The following is a 17,071-nucleotide window of genomic DNA, read 5'->3' as shown; positions in this document are numbered from 1 at the left end:
TCATGCAGACCGGAGAAAATGAACAAGCTTTAAGAAAGATCATTGACTTTACGCGCTTCCTGAGTATTTGCGTATTGGTCATCCATATCTATTTGTGCTGTTATGGGAGTTTTGCGGAATGGCATTTGACCTGGCCGGTTAGCCATAAGGTTCTGGCTCATATCGCCCTCTTACCGGTATTCACCTCAATAGCTTACGCCAAGTTTACCAGCCTGGGATTACTGCTCGTATCCCTGCTTGGCAGCCGCGGTAAGAAAGATGAGACCGTGAAGAAACACCAGGTGCTGATCTATGCGGGCTTAGGTATGGCAATCTTTTTTGGCAGCGGCTGGTTGCTTAATTCAAACTTGGCGGAAACTACAGAAACCATTGTGTATATGACCGGGTCAGGCATTGGCTATCTGATGATCCTTTTTGCGGGTTCCAAACTATTCCGGCTGCTTCGCATCGACCTGCAAACGGATATCTTTAACCGGGATAACGAGACCTTTCCACAGGAAGAAAGGCTGCTGGATAACCCGTTCTCGATCAATCTGCCGGCATCGTATGCGCTTAAGGGAAAGACCCGGAAAAGCTGGATCAATATTATTAACCCTTTCCGCGGAACGCTGGTGATGGGTAGCCCGGGCGCCGGTAAGTCCTACTTTGTCATTCGCCACATCATCACCCAGCATATCAGGAAGGGCTTCGCCATGCTGCTCTATGATTTTAAATATGATGACCTGAGCCGGATTGCTTATAATACGCTTCGGTGGCACCAGGAAAATTATGACATCCCAGCCAGATTTTACACCATCAATTTTGAGGACCTTTCCCGGACGCACCGCTGCAACCCGCTGGACCCGGCCGGAATGACCGACATTACCGACGCCATGGAATCATCGCTGACCTTTATGCTGGGTTTGAACCGCGATTGGATCAGGAAACAAAGCGATTTCTTTGTGCAGTCGCCGATCAACTTCGTGACTGCCCTGATCTGGTTCCTGCGGAAATATCAGGATGGCCGGTATTGCACTTTGCCGCATGTGATCGAACTGGCGCAGGTAGATTATGACGATCTTTTTGCTTTGCTGCAGACCGAACCGGAGGTAGAAGTGCTGATCAATCCTTTTGTTTCTGCCTGGCGGAATGAGGCGACCGACCAACTGGAAGGTCAAATTGCCAGTGCGAAGATCAGCATGGCGAGGCTGGCTTCACCTGCCCTGTATTATGTAATGTCCGGGAATGACTTTACCTTGGACCTCAATGACCCTGGCGCTCCTAAGGTCATCTGCGTCGGCAACAATCCGCTGAAGCAACAGGTCTATGGCGCCGTGCTCAGTTTATATATTGCCCGGGCCATCAAATTGGTCAACCAGAAAAATAAGCTGAAATGCAATCTGGTCTTTGACGAATTCCCGACCATTTATTTCAATAACATTGATAGTTTGATCGCGACCGCCCGGTCAAATAAAGTGGCGACGACCTTGGCCGTACAGGACTACAGCCAGTTGAAAAAAGATTATGGCCGTGACCAGGCAGAGGTGATTATGAATATCGTCGGAAATGTCATATCCGGGCAGGTGACCGGTGATACCGCCAAACAATTGAGTGAACGGATCGGGAAGATCAACCAGGAGAAAAGGAGCGTCACGGTGAATAGCCAGGATACTTCTGTTAGCCGTTCGACCCAACTGGATTTCGCGGTTCCGGCCTCAAAGGTCGCTACGCTTTCTTCCGGCGAATTCGTAGGCGTAGTGGCAGACAACCCGGATCAGCAGATCGGGCTGAAAGCCTTTCATAATCATATTACCAATGATCATGACAAGATCAAAGCGGAAGAAGCCGGCTATGAAGAACTGCCGGTGCTGCGCGAGCTGACGAACGATATGGTGATGGCAAATTATCTCGACATCAAGCAGGATATTGCACGGATCATCAAGAGTCAAAGAATTATATAACTACATAGGCCCGGATCTGTTTTTAAATAAGCGTATGGAAAGATATTTACAATGGCTCTCCCGTAAGGTAGTTACGCAGGTAACGGGACCTCCAATTATTTGTGCTGCCATTCTCTAGTAATTGAGTTCGGAGTCAAAACGACTACCTACTGTTCAAAACAATACTAATTTTTAGAATTTCTAAATTTTTTTTAGATTTGCAAAACAAGCATGGTTATGGTTGTCCTCAGCTATGGTATTTTAAGGGAATTTTTCATTATCCATGCGGATGCAAAGGATGCTTTGAACAACTGGTACCGGCTGGTCAGCCAGGCTGATTGGGCTAACTTCCATGAAGTGAAGTCCATGTTCAACACGGTAGACGCTGTAGGCAACGACCGCTTTGTGTTTGATATCAGAGGTAATCATTACCGCATTGTCGCGATGATCTTTTTTGATATCAGAACGGTTTATATTCGATTTGTCGGAACACACAAGGAATATGACCGGATCGATTGCTCGACGATCTGAGAGAACGGGCACCATAAACCGCCTGTGGAAAAAGGCGGCAGAATATTCAAAGAATCTTTTGATAAACGGGACTGATGAAAGGGATAAAAAACGAAGCCGATTACAGAGATGTAATGGCAAAGATCGACGGCCTGATGGCCAAGGGAAGCGAAAAAGTTTCGAAAGATGAGCTTGCAGAGATACGTTCACTGGCGCAAGCTGCGCAGAATTTTGAGCAGGCAAAATATGTCATTGAAGCACCTACTACGATCGTAGGTATGATTGAGATGCGCATGTTTGAAATGAAGCTAAGGCAACGAGATTTGGCCCAAAAACTCAATGTGAGTGACGCTAAACTTTCACTGATCATGAATGGCAAGCAAAAGCCAGACGTGTCCTTTTTAAAAGCCGTTCACGCCAAACTAAACATCGATGCTAACTTTTTGTTAGAGCATGCTTAATTGCCTGCAATAATGCCAGGATTATTATTGGGATATCTGTTGGCTTTAAACTATTGAATATAGCATATAGCCATGGCAGGTCTTCCCATAGTACATCTATAATACTTAGTGCTAATAAAATAAACGTGGAGGTAGAACGAACAAGAGACCAGCGGTTAATCCACCCTTTTTACCATGCAGCTGCTTACCAATATAAATAGCCAGCTGTTGAGCCTCTGGTCCGGGAAGTAGCATACAAATACTTAATGCATGGAAAAATAGCCCGTCGCTGATCCATTTCTTTTTTTCAACAATGAAGTCGTGCATAAGGGCAATATGGCCTGCTGTACCGCCGAAACTTATCCATCCCAGTTTGAACCAGAATTTAAGTGCTTCCTTATATGTGGGCGATTGTTCAGGTTGCTGATGGCTCATTAATATTATTCGTTTTCATTATTACGTCAGTAGCTAACGATTGGATCAGTAAATGGCTTAGGCAGATCGATGACGACAAAGTGAAGAACCGGGCGTTCGCTAAAGCCAGTGCCTTTGAAGACACTCCCGCAAATTTAATTTGGCCCGGTGCATGATCACCCAAAAGTTGCCGGCTGAAATTTTCAGAGCTTTACATATCATTTCCGTCTTTTGATCGTCAACGTGTTTTAACGTGAACACGGAAAACCATTGCGGAGGCAGCTTTTTGAGGCAACGTTCCAGGACACCGGCCAGTTCTTTGTTATTAAGCGGATCATGGTCTTCAACACCCAGAAGCTGGGGGTAATACGGTGGGTTCCAATGACCATTGTCTGGGTCAAAAAAGATCTTTTGTTGCGTTTCCGCCTCTAAACTTTCAAAACGTGATATGCCGTTTGACGTTCTTTTCCGGTAAACATCAATGATCTTATGTCTCATAATTGCTATCAACCAGGTCCGCTCGGTACTGTCACCATTAAAGGTGCCGACTTTTTCCAGCGCCGCCAGGAAGGTTTCCTTTACCAGATCACGAGACAATTCATCATTGTTCAATCTGGTAAACGCATAGCTATATAGGTAATCGGCATACTGCTCAACCCATAAATGTGGCTGACTTTTAAATAATTGTCTATCGTTATTTAGGTCTTCAAGTTCCATAGATCCCTGTTAGGCACAGTAGTTAGTCGAAGAGGGAATTAAAACCTTACAGGAAAATTAAAAAAAAATTTGTAAGGTTCAGTCAGTTGTTCCGACTAAAGTAATTATACGGTAGCATTGTCTCGTGAGTTAATAGCGAACAAGGTTCTTAAATAGCGTAAAATTTATATTTGCATTATGGAGATCACAGGCAGCTTTGGTTTTTTTGATGACGAAGATCAGTTAGAGCGCGAAGCAGCTGAGCGCGTTTTACCTGAATTGCTCGCTTTAAAAGCTATCAAGCCGCCGGATAAGCTAAAAAACAACCTGATGGGGCGTCTCGGCTTTGAAACTGATGTATTATCCTTGAGTGATCTTCCCGCTGCGGACAAGTATGCTAATCATTTGAGCTGGCTAAAGGTACTGGCCCCGTTCATTCCGAAAATACCCGTTGAAACGATCTTCATGCATGAGTTCCAACGTAACAAAAATATTGTTCAAGCGCTTGTTATCACCAAAGTAGATGTACCGGAGGAAGTGCATGAAGAATACGCAGAAAGCTTTTTCATATTGGAAGGTCGTTGCGCCTGCACTGTCGGCGACAATGTTTTTGAATTAGGGCCGGGTGATCACCTGCCTATCCCTTTACATATCCCGCATGACGTCCGGCTCCTTTCTCCGCAAGTTACTGCCGTTGTACAATATCAATTGTCCTGAGTCTACTTTATCTAAATCCGAGCCGTTGAGCGATCATTGTCATCCTAAGGTCACTTCCAAAACTTTCCGGAAAATAATGTAAGATAAAGCAAACCGCGACGACCAAACGGTAAAATTTAACTTATGATTTTCACGAACAGATTGACTATCGGAAGTATTGCACTTCTGTTATCAGCCGGATTTACGGCATGCAAAAAAGATAAGAATGATTCAAACGGAGGGGCCATTCAATCCACAACCATTACTGTAGAAAACGTACTAAACGCTCAGCCCCTGGTTGAATCGGGCACCTTTCAGGGCTCCGGTTCCCCTGCGTTGATCCTGCCCGGCCAATCCACAGCAATCACCTTTTCAGCAGCCAAAGGAGAAGCTTTATCGTTTGCCACCATGTATGGTGCGTCCAATGATCTTTTTTTCGCGCCAGCTAATCCAGGCATTCAGGTTTATGATGATAGCGGTAAACCGATAGAAGGCGATGTATCGGCGCAGGTGAAATTATGGGATAACGGCACGCGCTTAAATCAGAAGCCGGGTGCTACAGTAAATCACCCCGGAACTGCCGAAAGCAAAAACATCAGCGAAGTAACAGGCACTGATGCTCAGGGCAACAGCTATCTTGCTGCATCAAAGCTGGTAAAGGCCACTTTAAAATATAACGGTAACTCTACCTTCACACTTACCTTGGAGAATATTTCAGGAGGAACGGCTAATGAAACGCCTTTAAGCCCTGGCGTTTGGGCCGTATCCTATATTGTTGGAGGCAATTTACTGGCACCTAACCCGCTCTTCACCAATGGTGAGCCAACGGCTAATGGTTTAACTAATGTAGCCGAGGCCGGCGACAATTCAGCTTTAAGTGCATACGCTAAGTCTATAACCGGCATATTCACACCACTATCACCGGTGTTAGTAGTGGTTTACAATGGCATCGACAATCCGATCTATAAGACAGGTGAACCAGATCGCGGTCAGGGACTGAAAGCCTTGGCACAGCAAGGCAATGCAGATACCCTTGCCGCCTATCTAAAAGGCAAACCAGGTATAAAAGCGGTTTATGTATTGCCTGCGCCAACAACGAAAGTGTTGCTGCCGCAGATAGGCGGTCAAAAGGGTGGCATTGTCTCACAGGAGATCAATGTTAGCAAAGGCGACCGTTTAGCAATCGCGACCATGTATGGGTTTTCAAACGACTGGTTCTTTGCCTCCACAGGCAATGGCGTTGACGCAACGCAAAAAGGTGATATTTCGACATCTGTCCAGTTGTACGATAATGGCACAGCGATCAATCAGTTTCCTGGCGCCGGCGTTACACAGTTCAACCTGGCGGGAACCCCACTAAAAGAAAATCAGCCGATAGTAGTTGTTCCCAATCCAAATGCCTTTACAACCTTGCCAGCTATTACAGGTATCATTAAAGTCACCCTTAAATAGTTCCCAACATAACAATACTACACCGGCCCTGAAAAGCAGGGCTGGTATTAAAATGAACTACCATTATGAAAGAATTCATTGTTCCAACCAGGAAGGAAGTTTCTCCAGCTAATCAACAACTATTTGATACGCTGGAAAAGAACTTGGGCATGATGCCTAATCTGTACGCCTATTTTGCAAAAAATGAAACGGCATTGGCGGACTATCTGGCGCTTCAAAACCGCAAAAGCACCCTGACCGCTAAGGAGCGAGAGGTGATCAATCTCGTTGTCAGCCAGGTGAACAACTGCAAATATTGTTTAGCAGCACACACGACGATCGCTAAAATGTTTGGCTACACCGATGAGGAAGTTATGCAAATACGTCTGGCTGCCATTAATTTCGATCATAAATTAGCTGCATTAGCGATGTTCGTAAAAGACACTACGGTAACTCATGGCGAACCATCCGCTGAAACAAAAGAAGCCTTATTTGACGCAAACTATACCGAGCAAAACCTGATCGATATCCTGATGGTCATCGGCGACAAGATCATCAGCAACTATCTCCATAAGATCACCCGGTTACCCATAGACTTCCCTGAAGTTGATTGATAACTTATACTCGTAGATGTGGGCTTTTAAGAGAGGTTTGAACAGAGCGCACAGGCCGTTACAGTGATCTTTCACAGGTTTACTTTAACGATCTCGTGTTGTGCTGAACAACTCATAGGTGATGATTGAACGACGGACTACAGCATTTTTTGCCGCAGTCCGTCGTTATTCTTATTTAACGGCCAGTAGATCGACCTGTTCGATCACCGGTTCAGTGGCCAGCAGTTCGGGAGCTTTCGCCATCAATGCAGCCGCAATTTGTCCTCCCAAATGCGCATTACGACCATCTTCTGTTTCAAAAGTATCGAAAATACCAAAAGTAGAGCGATCAATTTGTAACGCATACCAACTGATGGTCTGTGTTTCTTCCAGCGCCAGTGGCAGCGCACTTTTGATGAACTCGGCTACTTCCTGTTCTTTTCCGGGTTTGGCCTCTAAACGGGCCAATAGAGCAAATTTTTCCATATGATTTAATTAAGTGTAAGCAGGATGACCCAACCGATAGTTGCCAAAAAATTCGATAAGGCCATGCTGCATTAGTCGGCGTCAGGTCGCTAACCTTACAAATAATTGATCTGGAACGAAGTATTTTTTAGCGGCAAAAGAAGCTAAAAATCTTGTAAGGAACTTTTCATTGGTTCGACTAATTTAATAAACAGCAACTAATTTGTAAGGAGTTGAATGATACTACGACTAAGGGGAAATATGTAAATTTAACCTGGAAGAATGGACACTGAATTTATCAATAGTATAGAAGAGGATCATATAAATGCACATACATTAAAGCCACAGCTATGGGTGGAATTGCACGCGGATCATCTATTTAAGTACGCCTACAGGCGAATAAATGACGAGGAGGTTGCCCGCGACCTTGTACAGGAGACTTTTTTAGCAGCTTTGGAGAAAGTAAGCACCTTTAAAGGAGATAGTACAGAACGGACCTGGTTGACGGCTATCATTAAATATAAACTTATAGACCTGTACCGAAAAAAAGCGCGCACCACAAATAGGATTCAGCAAAGCGCTAATGAGGACGATTTTTTTGATCCTGACCTGAATAACTGGAAAAAAGAACACTGGCCGGCGCCATTTGGCATCGAAGACCAAGATCCACTGAACAATAACGAGTTTAAACAGGTCCTACAGCAGTGCTTGCAAAAGTTACCTGCGTTGTGGATGTCAGTTTTTACGATGAAACATGTGGACGAGGAAGTTACTGACACGATCTGCAAAGAATTGAGGATATCCTCTTCTAATTTTTGGGTGATCATACACCGGGCGAAAGTAAATCTAAGGTCCTGCCTGCAAAAAAACTGGATATAAGAAGATGAAAAAGGAACTAAAAACCGATCTGGAAAAAATTGCTTACAACTGCAGAAAAGCTACCTATCTGATCGAAAAGAAACAAGACGAGGAGCTAACGAATAGGGAGAAGCTGGAATTGAAGATCCATCTTGCAGGGTGTTACATTTGCCGGGTATACGAAACGCAAAGCGTGCTGATCAATGCCATGGTGAAAAATCTGTTTGCATCTGATCAAGTCAAAGAACTGAAACTTGACGATGATTATAAAGACCGTTTAAAAAAGACAATAGAAGACAAGATCAGGCACACCTGATGCTTTTGCAATAGAAAGTCTTATTTAAGCAGCCAGATCATATATCATCACAAAAGCCGGAGATCCGGCTTTTGTGATGATGGGGTGTATTTAAAAGTACTTACTTCGACAGGCCCCTTCTTTTAGCAAGCAAGGCATCGACCGAAAAAATACCGGCCCCGGTCAGGATAAGCGATATCAATCCAGCAATATATAAAAGATTGATCTCATACCCTGGTGGCCCGAATAAAGGCCCTTGCGGTGTTAATCCGATGGTCTTAATAGAGCTAAACCCGTAATTGATGTTCACGGTAAACAAGGCCACGAGCATGGTAAAGATCAATGGTATAGCTACAACACCAACTGATAAGCCGGCCAATATGCCCAGACCGCCAAACACTTCGGTCAGCGACGCTACCCAGGCCGTCACATGCGGAAAAGGCACTTGTAACTGGGTAAGCAATTTTTCAAAGCCAGCCGGCGTTCCTTTACTAAGTTTAGCCCACCCGTGAACGATAAAACCCGCGCCGATGATCAACCTTAATATAAAAGGGCTGTATAATTGATAATTCTTATTGGAAATAGAAAACAAATGATTAAACATGTCTGATGATTTTGTTATGATATTGATATTGAAAAACGATAAACGAATGGCAATTTGCCATTACGCTTGATAACCCGAAAGCCTGGTCAGGGAAGCGATCAATATCAAATCAACAGCATGAGATTTTTGAGGTATATAGGAACAGGATCAAGCGGATAACTGACCAACTGCCCGTAGTTGACGGCACGGACAGCGCCAGCGCTTTTGTAAAAAGCAAAACAGAACGATCCAACCAATGCAGCAGGCGGTACCGGAATTCGGGAACGAGCCTTTGACTGTGATATCTTTAACCCAAAGCTTGAGTTCTCTACAACACCAAGGCAACGGACCAGCGAAGTTCTTCCAGATACATCAGTCTCTGTTTTTTCAGTTCTATGATCGCCGGTAAGAAACTTCTGCAGTGCCTGGCGTAATGGACAATAGCTTAAGGTAAGGAATGCAATTATCAGCAACAGCACTGCCCATGGTTGATAACCTCGGGGAGCGCTATTCTGACGATTTGTAGTTATAGAGCTGCTCACACTTTTCACGTTGTTCCTAAAAACGGCTTTGCAATGTTCGTTGTGATGTTAGTCGTACCATCTTATAGAACCTTACAGACTTTTCATACTTTTTTAGCACCTGTTGACCGCCAGTTGGAAGAGTGTGGATTTATCTTTTTCAACTCATACTTCTCTACTGTCGCTATGGTAACGAAGATTTACTGTAAGGAATTGCTTGGAGTCCCGACTAAACGGTAAAAATTCAATTATGCAACTCAAAAACAGTCTTAACACATCATGGAGACTTTCAGTAATGGCCTCCGCATTTGCGACCTTTTCATTATTCTGCTTAAAGGCCGTTGCCGGTAATTCCGGTTTTCAGGCTCAGCAAATAACTCGCTCAATGATCACCGCGGACACGATCAAAATGACAGCCGGAGTTCCGTTAAAGGCCGAAGATGTAAGCCCTTTGCTGGCGGGAGAACGGATTCCACTGCTTAAGTTGCCAGGGGCATCAGGAGAAATATTTGACCTGAACAGATCGGTTGCAGAAAAACCGACGATCCTTGTGTTTTACCGCGGTGGTTGGTGCCCCTACTGCTCAAAGCAATTGGCCGGGCTACAGGAGATCGAAGGTGACCTGACCAAACTGGGCTATCAGATCATTGCCATCAGCACCGATAGCCCGGACAATTTGAGCAAATCAAGATCAAAAGGTAAACTGTCTTATACGCTTTTATCGGATGCAGACCTGAACGCGGCCAAGCGATTCGGTATAGCTTTCAAAAGTCCCAAAAGTTATGATAAATTCTTACCTGAGACTTCCGGCGGAAAGAACGTAGATAAGCTGTTACCAGTGCCGTCCGTATTCATCCTTAGCAAAAAAGGATATATCCTTTTTGAATATATCAATCCCAATATTACGCAACGTCTAAGCGCACCTTTATTGAAAGCAGCGGCCGCAGCCCTTCGTGAAGAGGTCTGATCAATTGAAGCTCAGTATCAAATGAAAAAGTATTTTTTCACACTGGTCTTATTATGGACCACGCTGTCTGCTGTTGCACAAATCGAAAATCCTGTGCACTGGCGTTTTTCTTTCGAGAAGATCAATGTTCATCAAGGTTGTATTGTCCTACATGCGAGTATTGACCCTAAATGGCATGTATATGGTCAACATATCGGCAAAGATGGCCCTATTCCTACAACGTTTAAATTCGATCCGTCACCCGATTACCGGCTGATCGGTAAAGTTACCGAAACACCCAAGCCCGTTTCCGGCTTTGATCAGAACTTTGATATGGAGATCTCCTGGCACGAAAAGCAGGTTGTATTCAGGCAGCTTATTGAATATAAGGGCACTGCGCAGGTAAGCGGTACGATAGAGTATATGGCGTGTAATGACCATAAGTGCTTGCCACCCGCGGAAGAGAAATTTCAAATCCAGGCCATAGCTAATACAATTGTCGCTTCTGATCCTATCAGCGCCGGCAATAACAAGGGCAGCGATAAGAAAGCGCAACCAACTGAAGTAATTGTACAAAGTTCACTCCCTCAAACCACTTCCAGTTCCTATGCCGGTATATTCCTAGCCGGTTTTTTAGGGGGATTAGCTGCTTTCTTTATGCCCTGCATCTATCCTATGATCCCCCTTACTATCTCGTTTTTTACGAAGCAGGAAGGAACGAGGCGTAAAGGAATACGTTCTGCGTTACTTTACGGACTTTTTATCATAGGGATCTATGTCGGCCTTGGTTTATCGATCACTTTCATTTTCGGTTCAGCGGCACTAAATGAAGCCGCAAGCAGTGCAGCCTTTAACCTGATCTTTTTTGCGGTGTTAATCATCTTTGCATTATCCTTTCTGGGCGCTTTTGAGATCACCTTACCGTCAGGCCTGGTTAACAAGATGGACGACAGATCGAACAAAAGCGGCCTTACGGGACTTTTTTTTATGGCGCTTACTTTGGCATTAGTATCTTTCTCGTGCACCGGGCCGATCATCGGAACGTTGCTGGTAGATGCTGTCTCAAAGGGCACTTACTACGGCCCTGCGATGGGAATGCTGGGATTTTCTTCTGCATTAGCCATACCTTTCACTTTATTTGCTGTTTTTCCTTCGTGGCTTAAGGAACTTCCAAGATCTGGAGGTTGGTTAAACACAGTGAAGGTATCTCTGGGATTTTTGGAGTTTGCCCTTGCATTTAAATATCTGTCAAACGTGGATCTCGCCTATCATTGGAACTTGCTGGACCGACAAGCTTTTCTGATCATTTGGATCATTGTCTTCGCATTCCTGGGCTTTTATCTGGCAGGAAAGATCAGACTATCACATGATACCGAAACGAGGACACTCACACTTCCGCGCTTGTTTATCAGTATGGTGGTATTTGGATTCACACTATACATGATCCCTGGTGCCTTCGGCGCGCCTTTAGAAGCGATCAGTGGCTGGCTGCCACCGCCAACGGCGCAGCGATCTGACCTGGTGAGTGCTACTGATAACGGGGATAGACAAACCTCCGGCAAAAAATACGCGTCGCTGTTTCATGCTCCACATGGTCTGGATGCGTTTTATGATTATGAGCAAGCGCTTGACGAGTCCAAAAAGTTAAATAAACCTGTTTTGCTGGACTTCACCGGTTGGAGTTGTACCAACTGCAGAAAAATGGAGGCGAGCGTATGGTCTGATCAGGCTGTGCTTGAACGGCTTAAAAAGGACTATGTGCTGGTGTCACTTTACGTAGACGATAAGACCGAACTTGCGGCAAGTGAGCAGTATGTTTCCAGTTTTAGCGGAAAAAAGATCAAAACGGTTGGCCAAAAATGGAGTGATCTTCAAGCGGCACGCTTCAGCACAAATTCACAACCCTACTATGTGATCGTTAACGGCTCCGGAAAGAAGCTAACGATGCCGCAAGCCTTTGATCTTAATATTTCAAATTATGTAGCCTTTCTTGAAAAAGGGAAGATCGCGTATGAGCACCTATAACTAATCCCTATAATCTAAAAAAATGAAACTAGTCAAGTATTATTTGGTCTTTACCGTAGGCATCTTAACCTTGAGTTCATTTTTGGTTCCCAAGATCAACAATGAAAAAGTAAGGCAGCGTTCTTCGCAAAAAGACCAAGCGATAAGCTTTATAGAAAACGCTTATCCTGCAACCCTTAAAAAAGCCAAAGCACAACATAAATACATTTTCGTTGACGCTTATGCTTCATGGTGCGGCCCTTGCAAGCAATTGAAAAAAACGACGTTCAAAAACAGCGAAGTAAGCACCTATTTCAATAGCAACTTTGTCAATGCATCCATTGATATGGAAAATGGAGACGGCGTGTCTCTGGCAGAAAAGTGGGACGTTCAGGAATATCCTACACTTCTCATTCTTAACGAGAATGGGGATGTGTTGGTTCGTTCTGTGGGTTTTATGGATGCAAAGCAACTGATCGCATTTGGCCAGGCTGGCCTTAAGAAAAGGAAGCTCTAGACAAAGGATCATTTGAACGACCATCACAAGTGCGGTATGTTAAATTTATCTTATCAATGCTGATCAAATCATGAAGACTCTGGAGCAATACCAATTTAAGATCAAAATACCGGAAGATGACTTAGATGACCTCAAGCATCGGTTGCAACATACGAAGTGGCCAGCCGATCCGGATAACGATGATTGGAGTTATGGCGTGCCTGCCGGTTACCTGAAAGACCTGATGAAGTACTGGCTGAATGAGTATGACTGGCGGCGGGTCGAGCGAAGCATCAATGCGTACAAGCATTACCGTATCCATATGGAAGGATTCCCGGTTCACTTCATTTATCAAAAAGGGATCGGTAATAATACGATACCGCTCATTTTAACACATGGCTGGCCATGGTCGTTCTGGGATATGCAAAAACTCATCGGGCCACTCACTGATCCTTCCAGTTACGGCGGCAATGCAAATGATGCTTTCGACGTAGTTATACCATCTGTTCCCGGCTACGGCTTCTCAACACCTGCGCCCTCAGGCATTAATTTCTGGAAAACGGCCGACGTATGGCATACACTGATGACCGATATACTCGGTTATTCAAAGTTCGCGGCCAGTGGCGGAGACTGGGGCGCTTTGATCACTACACAACTGGGACATAAATACGCAGACGATCTACATGGGATCCATTTGATGCATACAATGGAACTCGACCAGTTCAATAAAGAAAGGCCCTGGGATGTCTTTGCGGGTCATCAAACAGCAGAGCGTACGCCTGAAGAGATCAGGCAGCAAAGTTTGGAACGCATGAAGCGCTTTGTCAGTCATTATGCCGTGCATGTACTCGATCCGCAAACGCTGGCTTATGGCCTGCAAGACTCGCCCGTGGGCTTGCTGGCCTGGCTATTGGAGCGTTGGCGGTCCTGGGCACAAACAAAAGGTGGTGATGTAGAGAGTGTTTTTAGTAAGGAACATATGATCACCACTGCGATGCTGTATTGGCTGACCGGTACCGTAGGGTCATCCATGCGCTTTTACGCAGACAGCGCTAAATTTCCATGGGAGCGATCGCATGATAAAACGCCCCTGATCCAGGCACCTACCGGCATTACGTTTTTAGGAGGAGAAAATCCCGTGGGTGTAACTACCGAGCAGCGAATAAAAGCTTTCCGAACAGGTCCGAAGGCGAGCCTTTACAACTTGCATTATTTGAACGCACATGAAAAAGGGGGGCATTTTGGTTATTATGAAAATCCTGAAGCGGTGCTATTTGATATCCGATCCCTATTCCGTCATATGCGTTAGCCTTACCTGAGGGTCTGGACATATATCTGCTATTGTCGTTCATTCAAATAAATTTTTGTAAGGTTTCAATCAGGTTGCCGACTATATAGAAAATTTTAAAGCAATCGTTATGCAACAATCAACATCTACCAATGCCGACCATCTGTTAACTTCCGGCACCATTGTTATCCGTTACGGACTTGTCGTGGTGCTTATATGGATCGGCCTGTTAAAATTTACATCATATGAAGCGGAGGGCATTCGTCCCCTGGCAGAGCACAGTCCATTTTTCTCTTGGGCTTACAGCTTTCTCAGCACACAAGCTTTCTCCAATATTCTTGGCGTTACTGAGATCGCCACGGGGCTTTTGATCGCTATGCGCCCGATGTCACCAAAACTTTCTGCGTTGGGCAGCATACTGGGTGTCATCACCTTTGTGATAACATTGACCTTTCTATTATCAACGCCTGGAGTTATCCAACAGGGTATGTCATTTCCATTTATATCAGGTTCACCAGGCCAATTCTTGATCAAAGACCTGGTGCTTTTAGGTGCTTCCTTATGGACGGCCGGTGAAGCATTAGCAGCCAACCACAAAAATGTTAAATCAAATTTAATCGGAACAATATGAGATTGGAAAATAAAAAAGTCTTGATCACCGGTGGCGGTGCGGGTATTGGTCGATCCATTATTGAAGAACTTATACGTCAAGGCGTACACCATATTGCTGTTGTGGGCCGGAAAAAAGCATCATTAGAGGCGCTTAAGCAGGATCTCAGCGCTGAGCAGGTAAATATCCTGACGATCGAGGCGGATGTATCTGTGATGGACGACCTGAATCGAATCGGTGAAACCATCATAACGGAGTGGGGAAATTTAGACATATTGATCAATAATGCGGGTGTTGTCAGCGCTGGACTATTGTCGGACATCAGCGATGAGGATATCTTAGCACAGATCAACATCAATCTTACGGGGCTCATTCTGCTGACCAAAAAGACGCTGGGCTTACTGCAAACGAGCAAGGAAGCCGCGATCGTTAATATATCATCCGGTTACGGTTATATCGCCATGCCCTTTTACAGTGTTTACGCAGCCACAAAAGCTGCAGTTGGGCAATTCTCTGATGCCATGAGACGGGAATTACATCAATATCCCATTCACGTGATGACCGTGTATCCATCGGCAACAGACACCAACATGATGAAAACCGCTGTAGTAGACAAAATGGATACGCCTCAAGAAGTGGCGCTAGCGACCATTGCAGGATTGATCCAAGAGGATATAAATGTGATCATGGGTGGTGAGGAACGGAAAGAACAGATTAAAACGAACTTTCTGGAACCCTACAAGATCGATCAATATGCTGCTGCCAACTTTGAAGCTCTTAGAAAGCGGACTAAGACCCATAGGGCAATGTAAACAGTGGTTTAATCTGCGTATGTATCAAATATAGTTGCAACTTGATTATACCATTAATAGCTTGTGATACTTATTAAGGGAAGCCTGGTGGTTCAGAATCTAAGCTATTTCCCATCGATGCTACGGATTGCTTCAATTGTTAGATTAGGTTTCTTTTTCTCCCCTTTCTTTTAAATGAGCTGGTTTTTCAAAAAGATATCAAGATTGAAGCGAAAAGGAACGTTTAGCTAACCCCATTAAAATCACATAGAGGTTCTCATTTGTAAGTATTGGTGTCAAGGGTGATGCAAACCTATTTTTTCATACGATAAGCACCAGCGAGCATCACCTGGTATGAAATGTAAAGGACTCACAAGCAGTTCTCAATTTATCTTCTTGATAATTAGCACTCCCAAAAGGGTACAAGTTTTTTGTGCTGATCGTGGCCTCACCTCTTGATTGCTGAACTTTCTACATGTTTTCATAGCGATCAAAAGACGATTTGATCAAAGTTTTCGGGTATCGTATTACCACCTATTTGCTACTGTTTTGATCGCAACCTTCACGCGAACTTTGAAAGAGCGTTCATCAAAATGCGTGCAATGGAAGCAAGACCTTATCAACGAAAGTCCGGATTAGCTTTATGGCTCGGGTCGACCCTGCTACTCGTGTTCCTCTATACCGCGATGTCTAAACTGCTCAACTTCGAAGAGTTCAGGGGACAGATGCAAAAACAACCGTTTTCGCCAACGGTCCGCGAACTCGTCGTATGGACCATACCACCAGTAGAGATCCTGACCGCCGCGTTGCTCGCATATGAAAAAACCAGAAGGACCGGATTTTCGCTGGCAACAGGATTACTCGTTGGTTTTACAGCTTATATCGGGCTGATACTAACAGGTCGCTTTGGGCGCATACCGTGCACCTGCGGAGGCGTTATTTCGGCCATGAGCTGGCCCGTACATTTTGCCTTCAATATGTTCCTTTTGCTGGTAAGTTCAACCGGAATATACATAACTAACAGGAAAGGAGGTCCGTGACAAAAAAAAGAAGATGAGCGAGGGAAAGTCCAAAGTGGATCGTCAATCCAGGGGGCGCCGAAAACCTTAAAAGAGTAGGCAAGTAATTAATTATAAAACATAAAGTTTTTCTGCCCTTTTTGATCAAACAAAAGGCTGCTATACCATGAAAAAGTTATTTATTCCCATGATCGCTGCGGTTATCGCGCTTTCTGCCAGTGCATTTACCATGAAAAGAACCGTTGGTTATTTTTACGAATATACCTCCAGTTCAACCGCTGAAGCAGATATCACCAATATCAATAACTATGTGCGGAGCGCTGCATCCTGCCCAAGTGGTTCGGACGTCTGCGGCGTACTTTTAGGCACTAACCGGGCCACCGGCCAGCATCCGGTGACTTCTGAATTTGATGCGGAGAAAGCTGCCCTTTGGGATTCGCAGGACAGCGGTAGTCCGGCAAACGGCAATATCCAAATGAAGAATTAAAAATAACTA

Annotated in this window: 20 protein-coding genes; 16 read left to right on the top strand and 4 right to left on the bottom strand. The window is 44.7% G+C overall.

Translation table 11 applies throughout. The features are described from left to right. The first annotated feature begins 2 nt into the window (after positions 1-2). The 3 genes from mobC (at position 3) to EOD41_RS17050 (ending at position 2,890) form a co-directional block, all read left to right on the top strand. Positions 3-1,940: a conjugal transfer protein MobC gene (gene mobC, locus EOD41_RS17060; protein WP_127707152.1), complete on the top strand. Its 1,938-nt coding sequence runs from the start codon at positions 3-5 to the stop codon at positions 1,938-1,940. Positions 1,941-2,156: 216 nt separating this feature from the next. After that, positions 2,157-2,450, top strand: coding sequence for a type II toxin-antitoxin system HigB family toxin (locus EOD41_RS17055; RefSeq protein WP_127707150.1), 294 nt, complete (start codon positions 2,157-2,159; stop codon positions 2,448-2,450). Positions 2,451-2,524: 74 nt separating this feature from the next. Next, the gene (locus EOD41_RS17050) at positions 2,525-2,890 is read left to right on the top strand and encodes a helix-turn-helix domain-containing protein (protein WP_127707148.1); all 366 of its coding nucleotides are present in this window, start codon (positions 2,525-2,527) and stop codon (positions 2,888-2,890) included. A 111-nt stretch (positions 2,891-3,001) separates the two neighbouring features. Here the strand turns inward: EOD41_RS17050 and EOD41_RS17045 are convergent, their stop codons facing one another. Further along, positions 3,002-3,304: a chromate transporter gene (locus EOD41_RS17045; RefSeq protein WP_205780584.1), complete on the bottom strand. Its 303-nt coding sequence runs from the start codon at positions 3,302-3,304 to the stop codon at positions 3,002-3,004. Positions 3,305-3,403: 99 nt separating this feature from the next. Then, positions 3,404-4,000, bottom strand: a complete 597-nt coding sequence (locus EOD41_RS17040; RefSeq protein ID WP_127707146.1) for a sigma-70 family RNA polymerase sigma factor — start codon at positions 3,998-4,000, stop codon at positions 3,404-3,406. A gap of 177 nt (positions 4,001-4,177) precedes the next feature. Here EOD41_RS17040 and EOD41_RS17035 point away from each other — a divergent pair, with 177 nt between their 5' ends. The 3 genes from EOD41_RS17035 (at position 4,178) to EOD41_RS17025 (ending at position 6,720) form a co-directional block, all read left to right on the top strand. Beyond that, positions 4,178-4,696, top strand: a complete 519-nt coding sequence (locus tag EOD41_RS17035) for a cupin domain-containing protein (protein ID WP_127707144.1) — start codon at positions 4,178-4,180, stop codon at positions 4,694-4,696. A gap of 123 nt (positions 4,697-4,819) precedes the next feature. After that, complete coding sequence (locus EOD41_RS17030; RefSeq protein WP_205780583.1) at positions 4,820-6,127, top strand: spondin domain-containing protein; 1,308 nt, start codon at positions 4,820-4,822, stop codon at positions 6,125-6,127. Between the two features lie 65 nt (positions 6,128-6,192). Beyond that, positions 6,193-6,720 (top strand): carboxymuconolactone decarboxylase family protein, encoded by a 528-nt coding sequence (locus tag EOD41_RS17025; RefSeq protein WP_127707142.1) that lies wholly within the window; start codon positions 6,193-6,195, stop codon positions 6,718-6,720. Positions 6,721-6,891: 171 nt separating this feature from the next. Here EOD41_RS17025 and EOD41_RS17020 read toward each other — a convergent pair whose 3' ends face one another. Then, a complete protein-coding gene (locus tag EOD41_RS17020) occupies positions 6,892-7,185 on the bottom strand; it encodes a putative quinol monooxygenase (protein WP_127707140.1) in 294 nt (97 codons plus the stop codon). 261 nt (positions 7,186-7,446) lie between these two features. Between EOD41_RS17020 and EOD41_RS17015 the strand changes: the two genes are divergently transcribed. Further along, positions 7,447-8,043, top strand: coding sequence for a sigma-70 family RNA polymerase sigma factor (locus tag EOD41_RS17015; protein ID WP_127707138.1), 597 nt, complete (start codon positions 7,447-7,449; stop codon positions 8,041-8,043). Positions 8,044-8,047: 4 nt separating this feature from the next. Beyond that, positions 8,048-8,338 (top strand): zf-HC2 domain-containing protein, encoded by a 291-nt coding sequence (locus EOD41_RS17010; protein WP_127707136.1) that lies wholly within the window; start codon positions 8,048-8,050, stop codon positions 8,336-8,338. A gap of 100 nt (positions 8,339-8,438) precedes the next feature. Here EOD41_RS17010 and EOD41_RS17005 read toward each other — a convergent pair whose 3' ends face one another. Next, a complete protein-coding gene (locus EOD41_RS17005; RefSeq protein ID WP_127707134.1) occupies positions 8,439-8,921 on the bottom strand; it encodes a DoxX family protein in 483 nt (160 codons plus the stop codon). A gap of 750 nt (positions 8,922-9,671) precedes the next feature. On the opposite strand from EOD41_RS17005, the gene EOD41_RS17000 reads away from it, so the two are divergent. The 8 genes from EOD41_RS17000 to EOD41_RS16965 all read left to right on the top strand — a co-directional run bounded on the left by EOD41_RS17000 (position 9,672) and on the right by EOD41_RS16965 (position 17,062). Then, positions 9,672-10,388 (top strand): peroxiredoxin-like family protein, encoded by a 717-nt coding sequence (locus EOD41_RS17000; RefSeq protein WP_127707132.1) that lies wholly within the window; start codon positions 9,672-9,674, stop codon positions 10,386-10,388. Positions 10,389-10,409: 21 nt separating this feature from the next. Beyond that, positions 10,410-12,392, top strand: a complete 1,983-nt coding sequence (locus EOD41_RS16995) for a protein-disulfide reductase DsbD family protein (RefSeq protein ID WP_127707130.1) — start codon at positions 10,410-10,412, stop codon at positions 12,390-12,392. Positions 12,393-12,414: 22 nt separating this feature from the next. After that, a complete protein-coding gene (locus tag EOD41_RS16990; protein ID WP_127707128.1) occupies positions 12,415-12,888 on the top strand; it encodes a thioredoxin family protein in 474 nt (157 codons plus the stop codon). A 70-nt stretch (positions 12,889-12,958) separates the two neighbouring features. Further along, the gene (locus tag EOD41_RS16985) at positions 12,959-14,176 is read left to right on the top strand and encodes an epoxide hydrolase family protein (RefSeq protein WP_127707126.1); all 1,218 of its coding nucleotides are present in this window, start codon (positions 12,959-12,961) and stop codon (positions 14,174-14,176) included. A 109-nt stretch (positions 14,177-14,285) separates the two neighbouring features. Then, positions 14,286-14,786 (top strand): YkgB family protein, encoded by a 501-nt coding sequence (locus EOD41_RS16980; RefSeq protein WP_127707124.1) that lies wholly within the window; start codon positions 14,286-14,288, stop codon positions 14,784-14,786. Beyond that, entirely contained in the window at positions 14,783-15,577 is a 795-nt protein-coding gene (locus EOD41_RS16975) for an SDR family NAD(P)-dependent oxidoreductase (RefSeq protein ID WP_127707122.1), read from the top strand. Before EOD41_RS16980 ends, EOD41_RS16975 begins: the two co-directional genes overlap by 4 nt. Before the next feature lie 572 nt (positions 15,578-16,149). Continuing rightward, positions 16,150-16,596, top strand: coding sequence for a MauE/DoxX family redox-associated membrane protein (locus EOD41_RS16970; protein ID WP_127707120.1), 447 nt, complete (start codon positions 16,150-16,152; stop codon positions 16,594-16,596). Positions 16,597-16,804: 208 nt separating this feature from the next. Beyond that, positions 16,805-17,062: a hypothetical protein gene (locus EOD41_RS16965; protein ID WP_127707118.1), complete on the top strand. Its 258-nt coding sequence runs from the start codon at positions 16,805-16,807 to the stop codon at positions 17,060-17,062. Positions 17,063-17,071 lie beyond the last annotated feature (9 nt).

Origin of the sequence: Mucilaginibacter limnophilus (assembly GCF_004005815.1) — a bacterium.
In the GTDB taxonomy this organism is placed as follows: Bacteria; Bacteroidota; Bacteroidia; order Sphingobacteriales; family Sphingobacteriaceae; genus Mucilaginibacter; species Mucilaginibacter limnophilus.
This window is presented reverse-complemented; position numbering and strand designations above follow the sequence as displayed.

Bases quoted from the DNA above. Each gene is read 5' to 3' on its own strand.
- EOD41_RS16990 (WP_127707128.1), top strand. From the start codon at position 12,415: ATGAAACTAGTCAAGTATTATTTGGTCTTTACCGTAGGCATCTTAACC.
- EOD41_RS17020 (WP_127707140.1), bottom strand. From the start codon at position 7,185: ATGGAAAAATTTGCTCTATTGGCCCGTTTAGAGGCCAAACCCGGAAAA.
- EOD41_RS17035 (WP_127707144.1), top strand. From the start codon at position 4,178: ATGGAGATCACAGGCAGCTTTGGTTTTTTTGATGACGAAGATCAGTTA.
- EOD41_RS16995 (WP_127707130.1), top strand. From the start codon at position 10,410: ATGAAAAAGTATTTTTTCACACTGGTCTTATTATGGACCACGCTGTCT.
- EOD41_RS17010 (WP_127707136.1), top strand. From the start codon at position 8,048: ATGAAAAAGGAACTAAAAACCGATCTGGAAAAAATTGCTTACAACTGC.
- EOD41_RS17005 (WP_127707134.1), bottom strand. From the start codon at position 8,921: ATGTTTAATCATTTGTTTTCTATTTCCAATAAGAATTATCAATTATAC.
- EOD41_RS17050 (WP_127707148.1), top strand. From the start codon at position 2,525: ATGAAAGGGATAAAAAACGAAGCCGATTACAGAGATGTAATGGCAAAG.
- mobC (WP_127707152.1), top strand. From the start codon at position 3: ATGCAGACCGGAGAAAATGAACAAGCTTTAAGAAAGATCATTGACTTT.
- EOD41_RS17055 (WP_127707150.1), top strand. From the start codon at position 2,157: ATGGTTGTCCTCAGCTATGGTATTTTAAGGGAATTTTTCATTATCCAT.
- EOD41_RS16970 (WP_127707120.1), top strand. From the start codon at position 16,150: ATGCGTGCAATGGAAGCAAGACCTTATCAACGAAAGTCCGGATTAGCT.
- EOD41_RS16985 (WP_127707126.1), top strand. From the start codon at position 12,959: ATGAAGACTCTGGAGCAATACCAATTTAAGATCAAAATACCGGAAGAT.
- EOD41_RS17040 (WP_127707146.1), bottom strand. From the start codon at position 4,000: ATGGAACTTGAAGACCTAAATAACGATAGACAATTATTTAAAAGTCAG.
- EOD41_RS17025 (WP_127707142.1), top strand. From the start codon at position 6,193: ATGAAAGAATTCATTGTTCCAACCAGGAAGGAAGTTTCTCCAGCTAAT.
- EOD41_RS17015 (WP_127707138.1), top strand. From the start codon at position 7,447: ATGGACACTGAATTTATCAATAGTATAGAAGAGGATCATATAAATGCA.
- EOD41_RS16965 (WP_127707118.1), top strand. From the start codon at position 16,805: ATGAAAAGAACCGTTGGTTATTTTTACGAATATACCTCCAGTTCAACC.
- EOD41_RS17030 (WP_205780583.1), top strand. From the start codon at position 4,820: ATGATTTTCACGAACAGATTGACTATCGGAAGTATTGCACTTCTGTTA.
- EOD41_RS17045 (WP_205780584.1), bottom strand. From the start codon at position 3,304: ATGAGCCATCAGCAACCTGAACAATCGCCCACATATAAGGAAGCACTT.
- EOD41_RS17000 (WP_127707132.1), top strand. From the start codon at position 9,672: ATGCAACTCAAAAACAGTCTTAACACATCATGGAGACTTTCAGTAATG.
- EOD41_RS16980 (WP_127707124.1), top strand. From the start codon at position 14,286: ATGCAACAATCAACATCTACCAATGCCGACCATCTGTTAACTTCCGGC.
- EOD41_RS16975 (WP_127707122.1), top strand. From the start codon at position 14,783: ATGAGATTGGAAAATAAAAAAGTCTTGATCACCGGTGGCGGTGCGGGT.